At 61.3% G+C, this 17,329-nt stretch carries 14 protein-coding genes; 11 read left to right on the plus strand and 3 right to left on the minus strand.

Features of this window, described 5'->3' with window-relative positions:
- Together B2V90_RS00955 and B2V90_RS00960 are read left to right on the plus strand one after the other, a co-directional pair.
- The coding region (locus B2V90_RS00955) for an alpha/beta fold hydrolase (protein ID WP_293919442.1) at positions 1–727 on the plus strand (727 nt) is incomplete at its 5' end.
- Positions 724–2,280, plus strand: a complete 1,557-nt coding sequence (locus B2V90_RS00960) for an AMP-binding protein (RefSeq protein ID WP_228221285.1) — start codon at positions 724–726, stop codon at positions 2,278–2,280. The genes B2V90_RS00955 and B2V90_RS00960, both read left to right, overlap by 4 nt.
- Positions 2,281–2,295: 15 nt before the next feature.
- Here the strand turns inward: B2V90_RS00960 and B2V90_RS00965 are convergent, their stop codons facing one another.
- The gene (locus B2V90_RS00965) at positions 2,296–3,693 is read right to left on the minus strand and encodes an MFS transporter (RefSeq protein ID WP_228221286.1); all 1,398 of its coding nucleotides are present in this window, start codon (positions 3,691–3,693) and stop codon (positions 2,296–2,298) included.
- A gap of 137 nt (positions 3,694–3,830) precedes the next feature.
- Here B2V90_RS00965 and B2V90_RS00970 point away from each other — a divergent pair, with 137 nt between their 5' ends.
- Positions 3,831–4,712, plus strand: a complete 882-nt coding sequence (locus B2V90_RS00970; RefSeq protein ID WP_198163002.1) for an SDR family oxidoreductase — start codon at positions 3,831–3,833, stop codon at positions 4,710–4,712.
- Complete coding sequence (locus B2V90_RS00975; protein WP_228221287.1) at positions 4,709–5,335, plus strand: SDR family oxidoreductase; 627 nt, start codon at positions 4,709–4,711, stop codon at positions 5,333–5,335. Before B2V90_RS00970 ends, B2V90_RS00975 begins: the two co-directional genes overlap by 4 nt.
- Before the next feature lie 342 nt (positions 5,336–5,677).
- On the opposite strand, the gene B2V90_RS00980 is transcribed toward B2V90_RS00975, so the two are convergent.
- Positions 5,678–8,083 carry a TonB-dependent receptor gene (locus tag B2V90_RS00980; protein WP_228221288.1) on the minus strand — a complete coding sequence of 802 codons (2,406 nt, stop codon included), beginning with the start codon at positions 8,081–8,083 and terminating at the stop codon, positions 5,678–5,680.
- 264 nt (positions 8,084–8,347) lie between these two features.
- On the opposite strand from B2V90_RS00980, the gene B2V90_RS00985 reads away from it, so the two are divergent.
- From B2V90_RS00985 to B2V90_RS01015, 7 genes are all read left to right on the plus strand, one after another.
- Complete coding sequence (locus B2V90_RS00985; protein ID WP_066863556.1) at positions 8,348–9,469, plus strand: acyl-CoA dehydrogenase family protein; 1,122 nt, start codon at positions 8,348–8,350, stop codon at positions 9,467–9,469.
- Positions 9,469–10,671, plus strand: a complete 1,203-nt coding sequence (locus B2V90_RS00990) for an acyl-CoA dehydrogenase family protein (RefSeq protein WP_228221289.1) — start codon at positions 9,469–9,471, stop codon at positions 10,669–10,671. The genes B2V90_RS00985 and B2V90_RS00990 overlap by 1 nt, the downstream gene beginning before the upstream one ends.
- A 124-nt stretch (positions 10,672–10,795) precedes the next feature.
- The gene (locus B2V90_RS00995; protein WP_293919443.1) at positions 10,796–12,316 is read left to right on the plus strand and encodes a class I adenylate-forming enzyme family protein; all 1,521 of its coding nucleotides are present in this window, start codon (positions 10,796–10,798) and stop codon (positions 12,314–12,316) included.
- Between the two features lie 29 nt (positions 12,317–12,345).
- Positions 12,346–13,635: an FAS1-like dehydratase domain-containing protein gene (locus B2V90_RS01000; protein ID WP_066863547.1), complete on the plus strand. Its 1,290-nt coding sequence runs from the start codon at positions 12,346–12,348 to the stop codon at positions 13,633–13,635.
- A 1-nt stretch (position 13,636) separates the two neighbouring features.
- Entirely contained in the window at positions 13,637–14,434 is a 798-nt protein-coding gene (locus B2V90_RS01005; RefSeq protein WP_066863544.1) for an enoyl-CoA hydratase/isomerase family protein, read from the plus strand.
- A 33-nt stretch (positions 14,435–14,467) separates the two neighbouring features.
- Entirely contained in the window at positions 14,468–15,610 is a 1,143-nt protein-coding gene (locus B2V90_RS01010) for an acyl-CoA dehydrogenase family protein (RefSeq protein ID WP_228223037.1), read from the plus strand.
- Between the two features lie 16 nt (positions 15,611–15,626).
- Positions 15,627–16,412 (plus strand): crotonase/enoyl-CoA hydratase family protein, encoded by a 786-nt coding sequence (locus B2V90_RS01015; protein WP_228223038.1) that lies wholly within the window; start codon positions 15,627–15,629, stop codon positions 16,410–16,412.
- On the opposite strand, the gene B2V90_RS01020 is transcribed toward B2V90_RS01015, so the two are convergent.
- On the minus strand, positions 16,409–17,287 hold the full coding sequence (locus B2V90_RS01020) for an alpha/beta fold hydrolase (protein ID WP_293919444.1): 879 nt from the start codon (positions 17,285–17,287) through the stop codon (positions 16,409–16,411). The two genes, B2V90_RS01015 and B2V90_RS01020, sit on opposite strands and share 4 nt — an antisense overlap.
- Between the last annotated feature and the right edge of the window lie 42 nt (positions 17,288–17,329).

Genomic DNA, 17,329 nt, shown 5'->3' on the forward strand with positions numbered 1-17,329 from the left:
TAGCTGGGGCACGGCCCTCGATGCTGCATCGGCGCGCGGTCTCCACGCGATCACGGTCGATCTGCGCGGCCATGGCGACAGCGATTGGGCGCCCGACGGCGACTATCGCATAGACGCTCATGTCGGCGACATCCGCGCGATCGTTGCGACACTACCCGACCCGCCGGTGCTGGTCGGCGCGTCGCTCGGTGGTCTTGCGTCCCTGCTGACCGTCGGCGAAAGCCCGGCGCCGATCGCGCGCGGCCTTGTCCTGGTCGACGTCGTGCCGCAGATCGAGATGGAGGGCGCGAAGGAAATTCGGGGCTTCATGACCGGCAATCCCGACGGCTTTGCCACCGTCGAGGATGCCGCCGATGCCGTGGCCACCTATCTGCCCCATCGCAAGCGTCCGTCCGATCCCACCGGCCTCATGAAGAATTTGCGTCGCCATGCGGACGGCCGGCTCTACTGGCATTGGGATCCGGCGATGTTGGAGGATATCAAAGGGCTTGATCCTGCCGACCGTGAGGCGCGCTTTACGCGCGCCGCGACGCGGGTGCGCGCGCCGACCCTGCTGATCCGTGGCGGCATGAGCCGTATCGTCAGCATGGACGGGGTCGCCGCCTTCCAGAGCGCCATTCCCCACAGCGAATTCATCAACATCGAGCAGGCGGACCATATGGTCGCGGGGGATGCAAATGACGCATTCAACGCACCGCTGCTCGACTTTCTGGACCGGAGCCGATGACCAACCACGCCGATCTCGCCCCCTACATCGCCGTCCATCATTACGGTCTGGGCGATCTGTTGCATGAGCAGGCGCGCAGCCGGCCGCACATGATCGCGGCCATCGACGGCGAACATCGCTTCACCTATGCCGAATTTGACGAACGCGTGAACCGACTGGCGGGCGTTTTGCGGGCCCGCGGCGTCGGTCATGGCGACCGCGTCCTCTGGCTCGGTCAGAACAGTATGCGCGTGCTTGAGGCGCTGCTGGCCTCCGCCCGCGTCGGCGCCATATTCTGCCCGGCCAACTGGCGCGCATCGGTGCCCGAAATCTCCACCATGCTGGATGATTTCGATCCCAAAGTCACATTCTGGCAAAATGAGGAGATTGGCGAAGGCAATCGCCAGGCTCGCGACGGCTGGAAACCTGACAGCCACTGGATCTGCCATGACGGCTGCGATGGCGAGGACAGCTATGAAGCGTTGCTCGCGGCGGCCGATCCCGAAAGCGACTTTGCCCCTGTCGATACCGGCACGCCCTTGCTCGCCATCTACACCGCCGCCTTTTCCGGCCGCCCCGGCGCAGCGCTCCTTAGCCACGAGTCCTTGCTCATCATGGCCTGGCTCGCGCTGCAATCGCAGAAGATAGACGAGCATTCCGGCTATCTCGTATCCGGCCCGATGTTTCATATCGGCGTTCTCATGGGCACGCTCGGCACCTTCCTGGCGGGTGGGCGCAACGCTTTCGTGCCGCGCGTGGACGCTGAAAATCTCCTGCGGATGATCGAGGCGGAAAAGCTGACCCACGCCTTCGTGCCCCAGCCGACCGTATTGCAGATGCGGGAGGTCAACAAGGACGGCACCTATGACGTGACCAGCCTGTTTGCCGATAACCAGATGTCGGACTGGCGGATGCCGATGGTCATGCCGGCCGACGCCCCGGCCGTGCGGAAGCTGGGTGGCTATGGCCAGACGGAGATTGGCGGGCTGACATCGGTGCTGTGGATGGGAGGGCAGGGCGCAGGCCGCCCCGTGCCCTTCGTCTCGTTCAAGATCGGCGATGAAGAAGGCAATGAACTGCCCCGCGGCCAGACCGGCGAAATCTTCGCGCGCGGACCGATCGTCATGTGCGGCTATTGGAACCGGCCGGAGGAAAATGCGCGTCGCGTCGTCAATGGCTGGCACCGCACCAATGATTTGGGCAAGCGTCTGGAAGACGGCAGCCTGGTCTTTGTCGGTCCCAAGACGACGATGATCAAGACCGGGATCGAGAATGTCTATCCGGCCGAGGTGGAGGCCTGCCTGCGCCAGCATCCCGGCGTTGCTGACGTCTGCGTGATCGGCGTGCCCGACCCCAAATGGGACCAGAATGTCAAGGCGGTCGTCATCCGCAGGGAGGGCGTGGAGGTCGATGCCCAGGCGCTGATCGATCATTGCCGCGACCGCATGGCATCGTACAAGAAGCCAAAGATCGTCCACTTCGTCGACAGCCTGCCGCGTACCGCTCAGGGTTTTGTGGATCGCGCAGCGGTGGATGCAGACTTCGGCGGTGGCGGCTATCCCAGCGTGGGATGATCCGCCAGACCCGTGTCAATCCGCTGCGACCCCGGCATTGCGCGGCAAAGCAAAGGCCAGCAGCGTGGCCGTGATGCACAGCGCCACGATCACGCCCATTGCCAGGAAAAAGGCGCCCGTGGTGGGGTAGCTCGCTCCGCCGCCGGGCGTGGCAACGGTGCTGGTCGCCAGTAGCACCGAAACCATCTGCGCGCCGACGCCCAGAAAGGCTTGCCGCATGACCGTCATCATGCCCGCCGCCTCGCTCGTGCGGTCCGGCGGCACCGCGCCCGCCAATATGGTCGGGCCGACGGCGAACTGCATCGTCGCACCGAAGGATATCAGGATCAGGATCATCGTGACGACCAGGATGCTGTCATTGAAGAACATGGCGAGCAGCCACCCCGCGGTGGTCAGCAAGCCTCCTGTTATCATCGTTGTGCGACCGCCGCCCCGTGACGTCATCCAGCCGCTCAGCGGCCCGGCCGCCAGCGAACCGATATTTGACGGCAGCTTCGCCAGGCCAGCCAGTGTTGCCGTCGCGCCAAGCCCGATCTGGGTCCAGGTCGGCGCCTGCAACAGCAGCGAGAAGACCAGCGTGATCTGGAGCGTACTCATCGCCACCAGCGCCGTCACAGCGTTGGCGATGAACACCTGGGAGTTGGCAAAGAGGCGTACGTCGAACAGGGGCCTGGCCGTCCGCAGGCTTGTCCATATCCACAGCGCCAGCAAGGTCAGGCCCGACACTGCCGCCGCGCCTGTGCGCCAGTCGGCCAGTCCCCACCTGGGACCGCTTGTTATCGCGAGCAGCAGGGCGAAGATGGCAGGGACGAACAATATCCCCCCGACCCAGTCCAGACGTCCCTCGATGATGATGCGCGGCGATCTTGGCAGCGCCAGGTAGATGGCTGCAAAAGCGGTGGCGGCGAACAACGCACTGGCGAAGAAGACCCCATGCCAGGAGAAATGATCGACGATCATGCCGCCTATCACCAGCCCGCAGGCCGTTCCCGCAGATGCGCCGGAAATCATCAGGCCGATGCCCATCGGTACTTTCCTCGGCGGCAGATTTTCGCGCACCAGCCCCACGCAGAGCGGGAGGATGGCGCCGGTAAGCCCCTGGAGGCATCGCCCGGCGAGGAGCATTGGATAGTTGGCTGAAAAAGTGCTGACGAGGGAGCCGACGAACCCTACAGCCAGCATCGCCAGCATCAGGCGGCGCCGCCCGAAAATATCTCCCAAACGCCCCGCCAGCGCGGCGGCCCCGGCGCCGATCAGCAGGTAGGAGGTGATGAGCCAGCCGACTCGCACCGGATCGCCAAGGTCGTCGGTCAGCGCGCGTTGTGCGGCATAGATCATGGCGGTTTCGAACGATCCGGTGATCTCCGCAATCCAGAGCGCGCCAATGACCGCTGCCGTCGATCCGTTTTTCATCCGGCACCTTCTCCTGCAATGCACGCCTTAACTGGCGCTATGTCATTTTTCCCTGGCTATAGCGAAGGTGGCGCCGCTACGATAGTGCTGTTGCACCTAGTTAGCGATGATGGAAAATTCATGAGGAGATGGAAGGCGTGAACATCCCTGCAAATCATATCGTGGTGGAACCACCCCCGTTCCAAACCGCGCCCTTTCCGGCCGATTGCTTTGCCGGCCAGGCCGTCGTCGTCACCGGCGGCGGCTCCGGCATGGGCCTCGCTATGGCGACGGCTTTCGGGCAGGGCGGGGCAAAGGTCGCGCTGCTCGGCCGCACCGCCGAAACGCTGGAAAAGGGTGTGGCGACCTTGTCCGATCTCGGCATCGTCGCGCTCGGTGTTCAGGGTGACGTGCGCAACCCGGACGCCATTGCTGCCGCGTTCGACACCGTCGAACGGGAATTGGGGCCAGTGACGTTGCTCGCCAACAACGCCGGCGGCAATTATCCGGTGCTGGCCGAGGCCATGTCGCCAGGCCAGTGGCGATCGATCACCCGCATCGCGATCGACGGCACCTTCTTCGTCTCGTCGGAATTTGCCCGGCGCCGCATTGCGGCGGGCGGCGGCGGCGCGATCGTCAACAATTCGGCGCAATATGTCTGGTCGGGCTTTCCCGGCGACGCCCATTCGGCGGCGGCCAAGGCGGCGATCGTTTCCATGACGACAGCCCATGCCGCCGACTGGAAAGCGCATGGTATTCGCGTCAATTGCGTGGCGGCGGGCTTCTTCCCGCATGAACGCTCCAATGCGTCGGACGATGCGGAATCCGTCGCGCGCCTGGGCGCCATGTTCCCGCTCGGCAGGGTCGGGCGGACGCGCGAATTTGGCTGGGTGTCGGCCTTTCTCTGCTCGCCCTTCGCGTCCGGTGTGACGGGTGAAACGCTGGTGATCGACGGCGGGGACCGTCTGCGTCGTCAGTTGATGAGCCCTGCCTTCGTGCCACCGCGCGAACGCGACTCGATCTGGGGAGTGGCGCCATGAACGCGATGCTTGATCTGCTCGCAGGGCGTCATGCTATGGTCGCGGGGACCGGCGCCGCCGTCGACAGCGTGGCAAAGGCGCTGGCTGCACTCGGCGCGCGCGTCACCCACATCAGGAATCCATCTGCTGATGCTGCCGCCATCGCCGCGGCCTTTGTCGAAGCCGACGCGCGGCAGGGGCGGCCCGTCGACCTGCTCGTCCATGCCGGAGCACCGCTTGGCAACGAAGCCGCCGAAACCGTTTCGGTTGAAGGCTGGCGACACGGGTTCTCGGCCGATATCGACGGCCGCTTCCTGCACGCGGCGGAATTTGCCCGCCGCCGCATCGCCGCGCATGAGCGGGGCGCTATCCTGTTCCTGATGCCGTCACCGCAGATTTGTAGCGGCCGCGCGGCACAATTGAGCGCCCATGGAGCGCTCGACAATCTGGTCAAGTCGCTGGCGGTCGAATGGGGCCGGGACGGTATCAGGACCAACGCGATCGCCAGTGCTGTGGTTGATGATTTCGCCGCGGCATCCAGCGCGGCGCAAGCGTCGCTCGGCAATCTGGCTGGCTATATCCTCAGCGACCATGGCGCCTATATTACCGGCATGGTCATGGGAATCGACGAACTACCGGTCTGACGATCGGCATGTCTTCCCCTGACATGCGCGCACATCAAAAAAAGGGCCGGCGAACGGCCGGCCCTTTTCATGTCTGACCCAATTGTGATCGTTTCGGTTTATTTTCTGATGAACGGGGACCGAAAAAAGCTTCAAATGTAGGATTTCATCTGCTTCATACTTAGCGATGATATATCGCAAATCGGTTCCCCTATGCTTATGGTCGCGCTTTCAGCTAGGCTCGCAAAAGTGGCTTCAAAAGTGACTTAAGGTGACATCGCCGGCCGCGCTTCGCGGTGCTTTTGTCACCTTAAGGTGCATTTTCGCCGGGCGCGGCGCTTTAGGCGCGTCTGGCGGAAGCGGTCAGAAGCCGCCGAACTTGAACGTCGCAGTGACGCCATAGGTAGCCGGATCGTTGCGCTTGCCCATCGCCAGGAACAGGGGCGCGCCAAAGGCGAGGCCCGCAATATCCACCCGGCGATTGAGGATGTTGCGGCCGAACAGCGCAAGTTCGATCGTGTCGTCGGCGAAGGACACGCCGAGGCGACCGTTCAGTTCGCCACCGGCCGGACGTGTCAGCGCCTTGGCGACTGCGTTGGTGATGCTGTCGTCGAGGGCATTGCCGGTCTGGAGCGTGCGGAAGGCATAGAGCGCGGTGTCGTCCTGCCACGCATAGTCGAGATGCGCGCGCATCGTGGCGGACCCGAACGACCTTTCATAATCGCCCGCGATGCTGAAGGTCCATTCGGGGACATTCTGGAACACCTCGTCCCGCCGGTCGCCGCTGGCGTCCGCGAATTCCAGATATTTCGCATTGGAGAGGGCCGCGGTACCCGACAGGGTGAACCCCTCGAACAGTCGGGCGGTCACCTCCGCTTCGCCACCGTAGAAGCGCGCCTTGCCGGCATTGCTTACCACGGTGGAGGTCGAACTGCCGTCGGGGCTGACCAGCAAGGTCGTGCGCTGGATGTCCTTCACCTCATTGTAGAAGGCGGCCAGGTTGAAGCGAACCCTACGGTTGAACATCTCCGCCTTGAAACCGGCTTCATGCTCCCGCGCCACTTCCGGCCCGAACGGCGCGAAGGCGCCGCCCGTCGTCGCGCCGGCAGCACGCAGATTCTGGCCGCCGGAACGGAAACCCTTGCTCGTCTTGATATAGACCAGGACATCCGGATTGATCTGATAGTTCAGGCCGAGCGTATAGGATATCCCGTCGAAGCCGGACTTGGATTCCGCACGGCAGGTGCCAGGGGTGGCCGTGGCGATCAGACAGCGCAGCAAGGCGTCGGTATCGGCATTCCGCGTCGCATTGAACGAAACGATATTCTTGTCCTCGACCGAATAGCGGACGCCGCCGAGGGCGGAAAAGGCATCGGTGAAATGGAACGTGCCTTGCAAATACATGCCCATCGACCGATTGGTGATGTCGCCGATATAATAGGTTTGCGGCAGCAGTCCGCCGGACGACACGCGGGTCAATGCTGGCAGCGCAATCGATGTCGATTCGTCACGACCGGTTTCATTGAATGCGAAGATGCCGCCTGCAAAGTCTATCTTGTCGTTCATGGCCGTACCGGTGGCCTGCAACTCGCCAGAATAGGATTGCAGATCCTGCTTGCCGGTCGTTTTCACGATGGAATAAGGCGACCCGTCCAGGTCGATCGGCGCGATCGACTTGATGGTACGATAGCCGCCGATGAATTTGAGCGCCCCCCAGAATGTATCGAGGTTGGCGGTCATCACATAGGTCTGGCTCTTAACGTCGACCCGCGGGTCGCCATCGTTCAGGCGGGTCTTGTCCGTGCCGGTATAGGTGGCAATATAGTTGGAGAACAGTCCGCTGCCGATGCCGACCAGCTGCGCTGCACCGCCTGGTACTGCCAGCAAGGCTGCGTTGGCGGGATTGGCTTCCAGCGCGGCCTCGATGTTTGCCGGCGACGTGGGCGCGACATACAGAAGCTCATAGGGACGATCGTAATTCTTCATCCCATAGAATTCTCCCGACAGGATGAGCTGGAAGTTATCAGTCGGGTCCAGCCGCAGCTTCACGCGTCCGGTATAGCTGTCGCGTTGCGCCAGGTCGCGACCGGTGATCTCGTTCTTGATGAAGCCGTCCCGCTTGTTCACCGTGAAGGCCGCGCGCATGGCGGCCTTGTCGGCAACGATCGGCAGGTTCAGCACGGCAGTGCCGTCCCGCTCGTTGAAACGACCGTAGGTTGCCGAAATCATGCCGGAAATGCCATCATAATTCGGGTCGTTGCTCTGGATCAGCAACGCGCCGCCGGTGGTGTTACGACCGAACAGCGTCCCTTGGGGACCGCGCAACACCTGCGCATTCTGGATGTCGAGCAGGTTGGCGTTCAGACCATAGGCCCGGGCCCAGTAAAAACCGTCTACATAGACGCCCACCGAAGGATCGAGTGTGGCCAGCACGTCCGTCTGGACCTGCCCGCGAATCGTGATGTTCGAGGCGGACCCGTTGGACGATGCCTGCGTGAAGGTGATGCCGGGGGTCAGGCGGGCGATGTCAGGGACCTGGACAGCAGATTGCTGTCGCAGCGCATCACCGGTCTGCACAGTGACGGCTACGGGGATGTCTTGCAAGTTTTCCGCTACTTTACGCGCTGTTACGACGATGTCCTCCAGCGTGCTGCTATTCTTGGCGACATTGTCCTGACCCAAGGCAGGCGCTGCGGACAGGATGGTCATAATCGCGGCAGCGGAGACGGATCGTGTCAGCTTGGCCCGAAATGTAGAACAGGATTCCATTGTTACATCCTCCCTCATAGCTGACCGCATATCAGTTTTGCGGTTTCCGGTTAGTTGGCTTAGTTGCACTTGTTGGTCAATGGCTTTGTTTGCAAAGTGGCTGGCTGTTGTTTTGGCACCACTTTTACTGAGCAAGCTCAACAAAAGGCGGCGCTCGCCTCAATATGGGTGGTCGCGCCTAGCAAGAATGCCATTGCACCCTTGACATAGTTACCTTAGTTGGAGAGGTGAATGGTGCAGCCGTAGCGTACACAAGGAACGAGCATGAACTTCGACCTGTCCGACGAACAAAAAATGCTCGCGGAGCAGGCGCGCGGGCTGTTGGGCGAGCGATCGTCGTCCGACCGTTTGCGCGAACTGATCGACGCCAGGGCTGAATGGGACGAGTCGCTATGGCGCGAGATCGCCGACATGGGTTTTCTGGGCGTGACCCTGCCGGAAGAATTTGGCGGTCTGGGCATGACCGAACTTGATCTCGGCGTCATCAGCGAAGAACTCGGTCGCGCCAACACCGCACTCCCCTTCTTCTCCTCGATCATTCTGGCCGCCGACGCTATCAACTTGGCGGGATCGGATGCTCAAAAGGCGCATTGGCTACCGAAATTGGCGAGCGGAGAGGCGATCGGGACCTTTGCCTATGCCGAAGGGGCAGCCGGCTGGACTGGCGATGCGGTCAAGACTCGAGTCGACGGCGCGACGCTCTCCGGGCAGAAGACGCCCGTCGCCGATGGCGGCGTCGCTACCGTGGCTGTCGTTCTCGCCAGGGTGGCGGACAAGCCCGCTCTTGCGCTTGTCGACCTGGCCCAATCGGGCGTTACGCGGAGCCGGCTCAACAGCTTCGATCAGTTGCGTGCCCATTACGCGATCCAATTCGATGCCGCCGCGGCGGAGTTGCTGGAGTCGGCGCCGACGGAGCGAGTACTTGACCAGTTGTTCGACCGTGCCGCCGTACAGGCCGCATTCGAAGCAGTGGGTGGAGCTGACGCCTGCCTGCTGATGGCGCGGGATTATGCGATGGATCGACAGATATTCGGCCGCCCTTTGTCCAGCTATCAGGCCATCAAGCACAAACTCGCCAACATCGCGGTCGCCGTCGAACTGGCGCGTTCCAACGCCTATTTCGGAGCCTGGGCTGCGCTTAATGATCCCGACGCGTTGCCCGTCGCCGCCGCCTCGGCCCGGCTGACCGCTATCGATGCATTCGAAAATGCAGCGCGGGAGAATATCCAGGTCCATGGCGGCATCGGCTACACATTCGAGGCCAACTGCCATTTCTATTATCGGCGCGAGCGGACGCTGGCGCTCAGCCTGGGCGGGCGCGAACCTTGGGCCGACCGGCTCATCCAGCATCTTCCCGGATCGCAGTTCAAGGCGGAGACGGTTTAATGGATTTCAACGACACGCCAGAAGAGGCCGCCTTTCGTAAGGAGGCGCGCGAGTGGCTGGCCGCCCATGCCCCGGCCTTTGAAAAGCCCGATGGCATATCGGAAGCCGAGGAGGTTGCGCTCGGCAAAGCCTGGCAAAAACGGCTTTCCGAAGGCGGCTATGCTGGCATCCTGCTGCCCAAAAAATATGGCGGTCGTGGGGCGACCATCGCGGAAGCTACGGTCTTCGGCGAGGAGGAAAATAATTACCACCTCGCCAAGGAGGCCTATATCGGCATAGGCTTGGGGATGGCGCTGCCTGTGATCTTCAAGCATGGCACGCCCGAACAGATCGAAAAATTCGCTGGCCCAACCCTGCGGGGGGAAATGACTTGGTGCCAACTCTTTTCGGAGCCATCGGCCGGCTCGGACCTCGCGGCCGTGCGGACGCGTGCGATCAAGGATGGCAGCGACTATATCGTCAACGGACAGAAAGTGTGGTCGAGCTGGGCGCATCATTCGGATTGGGGCATATTGATCGTCCGCACTGATCCGACACTGCCCAAGCACAAAGGCTTGACCTTCTTCGTCGTCGATATGAAGACCCCAGGTATCGACGTCCGTCCGATCCGCCAGATTTCCGGCGCGAGCGATTTCAACGAAACTTTCCTGACCGATGTCCGCATTCCCGAATCCTGCCGGATCGGTGCCGAAGGTGAAGGCTGGGCGTGCGCCATGACGGTGTTGATGGGCGAGCGCCTGAACCAGGGAAGCGAAGGCAAGGGCGGTGGCATCGGAGCGCTCATCCGCTACGCGGCGGATACCCCGCGCAATGGCGGCAGCGCGCTGGATTCCGCCGCAATCCGCACGGTGCTCGCCTCGGCCTATGCGGAAGAGCAGGCGGAACGCTATTTCCAGGCCCGGTTGCGCACCATGGTGTCGCGCGGTGAAAATCCTGGCGCCCTCGCGTCGATGGTGAAGCTCGCCTACACCAACCGCTATCAGAAGACGTCAGGCCTGGCGCTCGAAATGCGGGGCCCCGCCGGCCTCATAGCCGAAGAAGGCAGCGAAACTGCACGCATTCAGGATGATTATATCTGGTCGACGGCGCTGCGAGTCGCTGGCGGTGCGGACGAAGTGCTGCGCAACCAGATTGCCGAGCGGGTTCTGGGAATGCCAGGTGAGATGCGAGCGGACAAGAATGTGCCCTTCGATCAACTGTAGGAGCAGTCGTGGGCGGCTGGCGCTGCATTCTTGCGCTGCTGTGCCTTCCTGTGTTACCTAGTTATATAAGAAAAGCGGGCGTCATTGGAACGTGAGTCCGCGACCGTAATTCCGGGGGTTTGCAATGTCCGTTTTTTCCGACCTGTTGAACGGCGTATTGACGATCGATCCGTCGGCCGAGGTCATCGACTACCAAGGCAGATGGTATAGCTGGCGGCAACTGGGCGATACCATTGCTGAGATCCGGACCCTGCTGGCCACGCTTGGTCTGGGAAAGGACGCTCGCGTCGGCGTTATGGTGAAGAACCGGCCATCTCCCTTCGCAGCGGTTCTGACTGCCGTGGCCGATGGCATGACGATGGTTTCGATCAATCCGCTGCTGCCCGACGATCGGCTGGTGAAGGATCTGGAAGGTCTGGACCTGCCCGTTGTCATCGCCGAGCAAGCGGATCTGGATCGCCCGGGCATATTGGAGGTGCTCAAGGCTGCCGGTACCGCTGTGATCGAGCTGCCGGGCATATTGGGAGGCGCACGCTTCCGCCCCGGTTTTGAGCGATTCAGCGACCAGGTGAAAGAGACTGAGCCGGGCATCATCGTCGAGATGCTGACGAGCGGCACGACAGGGAAACCCAAGCGCATACCGTTGCAGCGAGCCGCGTTCGACAAGAGTTTCGAAGGCGCGCTCAGTTACGAAAAGGATCGCAAGCCGGGTGAAGCGGCCAAATTGCGGCCCGGCACCACAATATTGTCCAATCCGATGACGCATATTGGCGGACTTTGGGGCGCGCTCACCTGTATCGCTGGCGGGCGCAAGGCATGTCTGCTCGAAAAATTTTCGGTGGCAAGTTGGCATGACGCGATCAAGCGGCACAAGCCCAAGGTGGCCGGTGCGGTGCCAGCGGGCCTGCGGATGATCCTGGACGCGAACATCCCCAAGGAAGATCTTTCGAGCCTTGTCGCGATCCGCACGGGCGCTGCGCCGCTTGATTTCGAAGTCACTAAGGAATTTATGGAGCGCTACAATCTGCCTGTGCTCCAGAATTACGGCGCCACCGAATTTTCCGGCGCGGTTGCTGGTTGGGCGCTCAAGGATTTCCACCAGTTCTGGGACAAGAAGCCTGGCAGCGTCGGCCGGTTCCAACCGGGCGTTAAGGGCAGGGTCATCGATCCCGATACGGGCGAGGAAAAAGCATTAGGAGAAGAGGGCGTGCTGGAAATGAAGGCTGCGCAATTCGGTTTGGGTGACGCCTGGCTGCGGACCACCGATCGCGCGATCATCGACACGGACGGCTTTCTTTTCATCAAGGGGCGCGCTGATCTCGCGATCATCCGAGGCGGGTTCAAGGTGCATCCTGACGATGTGAACAAGACCTATGAATCGCATCCGGCGATACGAGAGGCAGTCACCGTGGGTATAGAGGATCGTCGCCTGGGGGCTGTCCCCATGACGGCGGTCATGCTCAAGGATGGCGCCGAGTCGCCATCCGAAGCGGAACTCAAGGAATATGGCAGGGAACATCTGATGCCCTATCAGGTGCCGGTCAAATTCCTCATCGTCGATGATGTGCCGCGCACGCCCTCGATGAAGCCGGCGCTGCCGCAGGTGCGCGACCTCTTCACGTCCGACGCTGCCGACGCGGCCTGATCCATTCGAATATTGGGAAAGAGACTGACATGGCGACCAAATCCCCCGACGACATCAAGCAGAGCGACGAATGGCAGAAGGCGGTCGATTATGCGATCACCGACCATGACATCGAAAGGCAGGAAAAGCTGCTGGGCTATATGCAGGCGGCCAAGACCCGCGAATATATCCAGACCGCGACGACCGACAATATCCGCAATTTCGCGCATGGCACGGGGGACGATAATCCTCTGTTTTGCGATCCCGATTATGCACGCGGCACCCGATGGGGCAGCGTGATCGCGCCAGGCATGATGGTCGGCCAGATCAATTCGCCAATGCTCGGCGATCCGCCGAGCGAAGAGATCAAGGCGCTGCGTAAGAGTTTGTGGAAGGGCGTCCACGTCTTTGTATCCGGTTCGCAATGGAACTGGTATCGTCCGGTATTTCCCGGCGACACCATCTACAGCTATAATGGCGATGAGACTTCGGAAGTGAAGCAGTCCGAGTTTTCTGGTCGCTCGGTCATTTCGGTGCGCAAGGACGTTAAGATCAACCAACGCGGCGAGGTCGTAGCCGTCTATCGCATTCTGCGAGTGCTGACAGAACGCAAGACTGCCGCCAAGAAAGGCAAATACAGCGCGATTGAGCCTGCGACCTATACTGACGAGGATATCGCGAAGATCGATGAGGTCTATGCGAGCGAGGTCGTTCGTGGCAGCGAGCTCCGCAATTTCGAAGACGTCCAGGTGGGCGACAGCCTGGGGAAGATGGCCAAGGGACCGCTCACCGTTACTGACGTCATCGTCTATCATGCCGGCGGCTACGGTTTTGTACCCTACGCGCCGACCGTCGGTCGCCTGGCGCACAAGAATCGCAAGCGTATCCCGGCCTTCTATGTGAAGAACGAGTATGGCGTTCCCGATGTGGCACAGCGTCTTCATTGGGATCCGCTCTGGGCACAGGCGATCGGCAATCCGATGGCCTACGACTATGGGGTCATGCGCGAAAGCTATCTGTGGCACTATCTCAATGATTGGGCTGGCGATGATGGCATCATCACCCATGTTCATGATGAAATTCGCAAGTTCAACTATATGGGCGACGTTCAAACGATCACCGGCGAAGTCACCGGCAAGCGCGAGGAAGGTGGCCAGAATCTGGTCGATGTGAAAGTCATCTTCACCAACCAGAGGGGCGATGAGACCGTTCGTGCCACGGCCACCATCGCCCTTCCCAAGAAGGGCGGGATCGCGATGTACCCCGAAGTTCCTCGTGACCTGGCGGAAGAAGCAGCGAAGATGATGCAGCGCCATTGGGAATTGTCGAGAAAGAAGTAGGATGACGTTTCAGACCATCAGAGTTGAGGGACGCGGACCAGTCGAGATTGTTACTCTCGACCGGCCTGCCGCGCTCAACGCTCTGTCCGAACAACTGGTTGGCGAACTGGGCGATTATGTCTGTGCGCTCAAGCACAGGCGCGATGTGCGGGTCGTTATTCTACGCGGCGAAGGGCGCTCCTTCTGCGCTGGCCTGGACATCAAGGAAAGCCGCACCGAAACCAATGAGACCCGCTTCCAGAGAAGTTGGCGCGTGCAGACGCAATTGGGTGACGTACTCAAGGCCATGCGCCTGGCGCCACAGCCCTTCATTGCACTGGGCCATGGCGCGGCATGCGGCGGTGGCTTCTCGCTGATGCTGGCATCGGACGTGCGGTTCGGCGCACCCGATCTTCGTATGAATGCGGCATATATCAAGATTGGTCTCGGCGGGGCGGACATCGGTTCCAGCTATTTTCTGCCGCGACTCGTCGGCGCCAGCTTGGCCGCGGAACTGCTGCTCACCGGCCGGTTCATCCATGCCGATCGCGCCCTGCGACTGGGCCTGCTCAGTGACGTCGTGGAGCCGGAAAAGCTGCTTGATACCGGTCTCGCCCTGGCCGATGAAATGGTCGCGAACAGCCCCTATGGCCTGTCGCTGACTAAACAAGCGCTCAACATGAACATCGACGCCCCCTCAATCGAGTCTGCTTTTGCGATCGAGGACCGACAACAGGTCATGTTGTCGGAAACGTTCGACCATCGGGAAGCGATGACCGCCTTCGTCGAGAAACGCCCGCCCGTATATCAAGGCCGCTGACGCGCGCCCCATGCCTTCGACCCGGAGATCATCATGCTCGACACCGCCGCCCGTTTTGCCTTCAACGAAGACCATGCGATGTTCCGCGACACCGTGCGGCAGGTCTTCGCTAGGGAATTGATCCCCAATCTCGATCGCTTCGAGGAGGAGGGGATTGTCAGCCGGGATTTCTGGCGCGCCTGCGGTGACGCTGGGATGCTTTGCCCGACGGTCAAGGAAGAACATGGAGGGCTGGGGCTCGATTTCGGCTTTAACGTCGTGGTTGCGGAGGAACTAGCCTATGCCGGTTCTTCGGCCGGTATCACTTTGCAGAACGACATCACGGCCGAATATATCGAAGTCTATGGCTCGCCCGAGCAGCATGACAAATATCTACCCAAAATGGTCAGCGGCGAATGTATCACGGCGATCGCCATGACCGAACCGGGCACAGGGTCCGACCTTCAGGGTATCCGCACAACAGCCAGGAAGGACGGCAATCATTATATCATCAATGGCTCCAAGACCTATATTACCAACGGCCAGAATGCCGACGTCATCATCGTTGCGGCGAAAACCAATCCGGAATTGGGCGCCAAGGGCGTCTCGCTGATCCTGGTCGATGCCGACACCGCCGGTTTCAAGCGTGGTCGCAATCTCGACAAGATCGGTCAGCATTCGGCCGACACTTCGGAGCTGTTCTTCGAGGATGTCCGCGTTCCCATTTCGAATTGCCTGGGGCAGGAAGGGCAGGGCTTCATTTATCTGATGAGTCAGTTGCCGCAGGAACGCCTGTCGATCGCCGTGTCCGCCCAAGCTGCCGCGCAGCGCGCTTTCGACGAAGCAGTCAGTTTCACGAAGGAGCGACAGGCTTTCGGCCAGGCAGTGTTTCAGTTCCAGAATACCAAGTTCACGCTGGCCGACATGAAGAGCCAGCTGCAGGTGGGTTGGGCGCATCTCGACTGGGCAATCAACCGGCATCTGGCCGGTGTGCTCACCACTGCGGAAGCGTCGGCCGCCAAGCAATGGCATACTGACATGCAGGGCCGCGTGATAGACATGGCGCTGCAACTTCATGGTGGCGCAGGCTATATGAACGAATATATGGTGGCTCGCTTATGGCGAGACGCGCGGGTGACGCGCATCTTCGGGGGTACCAATGAAATCATGAAGGAAGTGGTGAGCCGCTCCCTCTGATAGCGGGAGGTCTTCCATGTCGGAATCGCGTGTAATCATGACGGTCACGGATGGGGTGGCGGATGTCCGCTTCAACCGTCCGGACAAGCTCAATGCTCTCGACGAAGCGCAGTTCCGGGCAATCGCGGCGACCATCGCGGAGATTGAGGCGCGGCGGGATATTCGCTGCGTCCTGCTCTCGGGAGCGGGCAGGGCGTTCAGCGTCGGGGTCGATCTCGACAGTCTGGCCAGTGCGCCTGCCTTGCGCGACCTGATGCCGCGTACCTGTGGCGAGGCCAATCTGTTCCAGCAATGCGCCTGGGGATGGCGCACATTGCCGGTGCCCGTCATCGCTGCGGTGCATGGCTACGCTTTTGGTGCGGGATGCCAGATGATGCTGGGAGCCGACATTCGCTTCTGCGCGCCGGACGCCGAACTGTCCGTCATGGAAATGCGCTGGGGTCTGGTTCCCGATGTTGCCGGTATCGCGTTGCTGCGCGGTCTTGTTCGCGAAGATCGGCTCCGCGAAATCATTTTCAGCGGGCGCCGTTACCAAGGCGCGGAGGCCGCCGATATCGGGCTGGTGACGCACGTCGCTGCTGACCCCTATGCCAAAGCGATGGCGATGGCGCGCATCATTGCCGCTTTCAGTCCCCATGCAATGCGCGCGGCCAAGCGACTGCTCAACCTGCCATGGGAAACCAGCAACGCAGCAATGCTTCTCGCCGAATCACGGGAACAGGAAGTGCTGCTGGCATCGGAAAATCATGCCGAGGCCGTGCGCGCCGCCCGCGATAAGCGTGCTCCCACTTTCAAGGACTAGCGAACCGCGCGCGCCGGTTCATTGGACAGTATTCCGCGCAACGCCGCAACCAGCGCCAGGGGCTGCTCGATCATGACATGATGGTTACAGGCGGGGATCGCGACCGGCTTTCCGGCGTGAGGGGCGATCTTGAGCGCCAATTCCACGCGCTCGGGTGTCATTACGTCGCTCTCGGCCCCGTAAATGACGTCGGTCGGCACGCTCACGCCGAACAGCTCGTGACGATAGCGCTCCCTGTTGAGCGACTTGGCGGCTTGATGATCGAACTTCCAGCTCCACCCATCCGCCGTCTGCACCACGCCATGGCGGGCGATATACTCCATGATCGCGGGGACCGGCTCGCGAACATCGGGGATCAGGCGAAAGCGCGCCATCGCACTATTCTGGTCGGGATAGATTCGCAGCGGCGGGGTAGGGATTTGATGCGCCTGCTCATCGACGGTAGGAATGCCCGCATCGATCATGATCAAACGCTGTATCCACTCCGGCGCCAGTTTGGTCGCCAATATTCCGCCCATGGTCCCGAAACTGTGCGTGACCAGGGTGAAGGGAGCAAAGCCGCAGGCGGCCGCCACGGCGAGAATCTCCCTGCCATTCTGCGCCCGGCTATAGGCCTCCCGACGGTCGCTATCGCCCATCCCGGATAGATTGAGGGCGACCACCCGATAGCGATCCGTGAACGATGGCGCGATATGGTCCCACCACCTTGCATGGGCGCGAAAGCCATGGACCAGCACCAGGCCCGGCAGAAATACGGAATCCATATTCCAGCCAAGGCAAGCGATACGCGCCCCTTCCACCTCTACCTGAAAGGCCCGGGGAGTGTGCGCCCATTGTGTGGTAAGCCAATTCCCTAAAGCGGTATCGTTCGCCATGCATAATCCTTGGTTTCGTCAGCCGCTGGCCTCAATGCGACA

Origin of the sequence: Sphingobium sp. UBA5915, assembly GCF_002431195.1 — a bacterium.
In the GTDB taxonomy this organism is placed as follows: Bacteria; Pseudomonadota; Alphaproteobacteria; order Sphingomonadales; family Sphingomonadaceae; genus Sphingobium; species Sphingobium soli.

Excerpts from the sequence above, each read along its gene's own strand:
- B2V90_RS00960 (WP_228221285.1), top strand. The coding sequence starts at position 724 with ATGACCAACCACGCCGATCTCGCCCCCTACATCGCCGTCCATCATTAC.
- B2V90_RS00965 (WP_228221286.1), bottom strand. The coding sequence starts at position 3,693 with ATGAAAAACGGATCGACGGCAGCGGTCATTGGCGCGCTCTGGATTGCG.
- B2V90_RS00975 (WP_228221287.1), top strand. The coding sequence starts at position 4,709 with ATGAACGCGATGCTTGATCTGCTCGCAGGGCGTCATGCTATGGTCGCG.
- B2V90_RS00980 (WP_228221288.1), bottom strand. The coding sequence starts at position 8,083 with ATGGAATCCTGTTCTACATTTCGGGCCAAGCTGACACGATCCGTCTCC.
- B2V90_RS00985 (WP_066863556.1), top strand. The coding sequence starts at position 8,348 with ATGAACTTCGACCTGTCCGACGAACAAAAAATGCTCGCGGAGCAGGCG.
- B2V90_RS00990 (WP_228221289.1), top strand. The coding sequence starts at position 9,469 with ATGGATTTCAACGACACGCCAGAAGAGGCCGCCTTTCGTAAGGAGGCG.
- B2V90_RS00995 (WP_293919443.1), top strand. The coding sequence starts at position 10,796 with ATGTCCGTTTTTTCCGACCTGTTGAACGGCGTATTGACGATCGATCCG.
- B2V90_RS01000 (WP_066863547.1), top strand. The coding sequence starts at position 12,346 with ATGGCGACCAAATCCCCCGACGACATCAAGCAGAGCGACGAATGGCAG.
- B2V90_RS01005 (WP_066863544.1), top strand. The coding sequence starts at position 13,637 with ATGACGTTTCAGACCATCAGAGTTGAGGGACGCGGACCAGTCGAGATT.
- B2V90_RS01010 (WP_228223037.1), top strand. The coding sequence starts at position 14,468 with ATGCTCGACACCGCCGCCCGTTTTGCCTTCAACGAAGACCATGCGATG.
- B2V90_RS01015 (WP_228223038.1), top strand. The coding sequence starts at position 15,627 with ATGTCGGAATCGCGTGTAATCATGACGGTCACGGATGGGGTGGCGGAT.
- B2V90_RS01020 (WP_293919444.1), bottom strand. The coding sequence starts at position 17,287 with ATGGCGAACGATACCGCTTTAGGGAATTGGCTTACCACACAATGGGCG.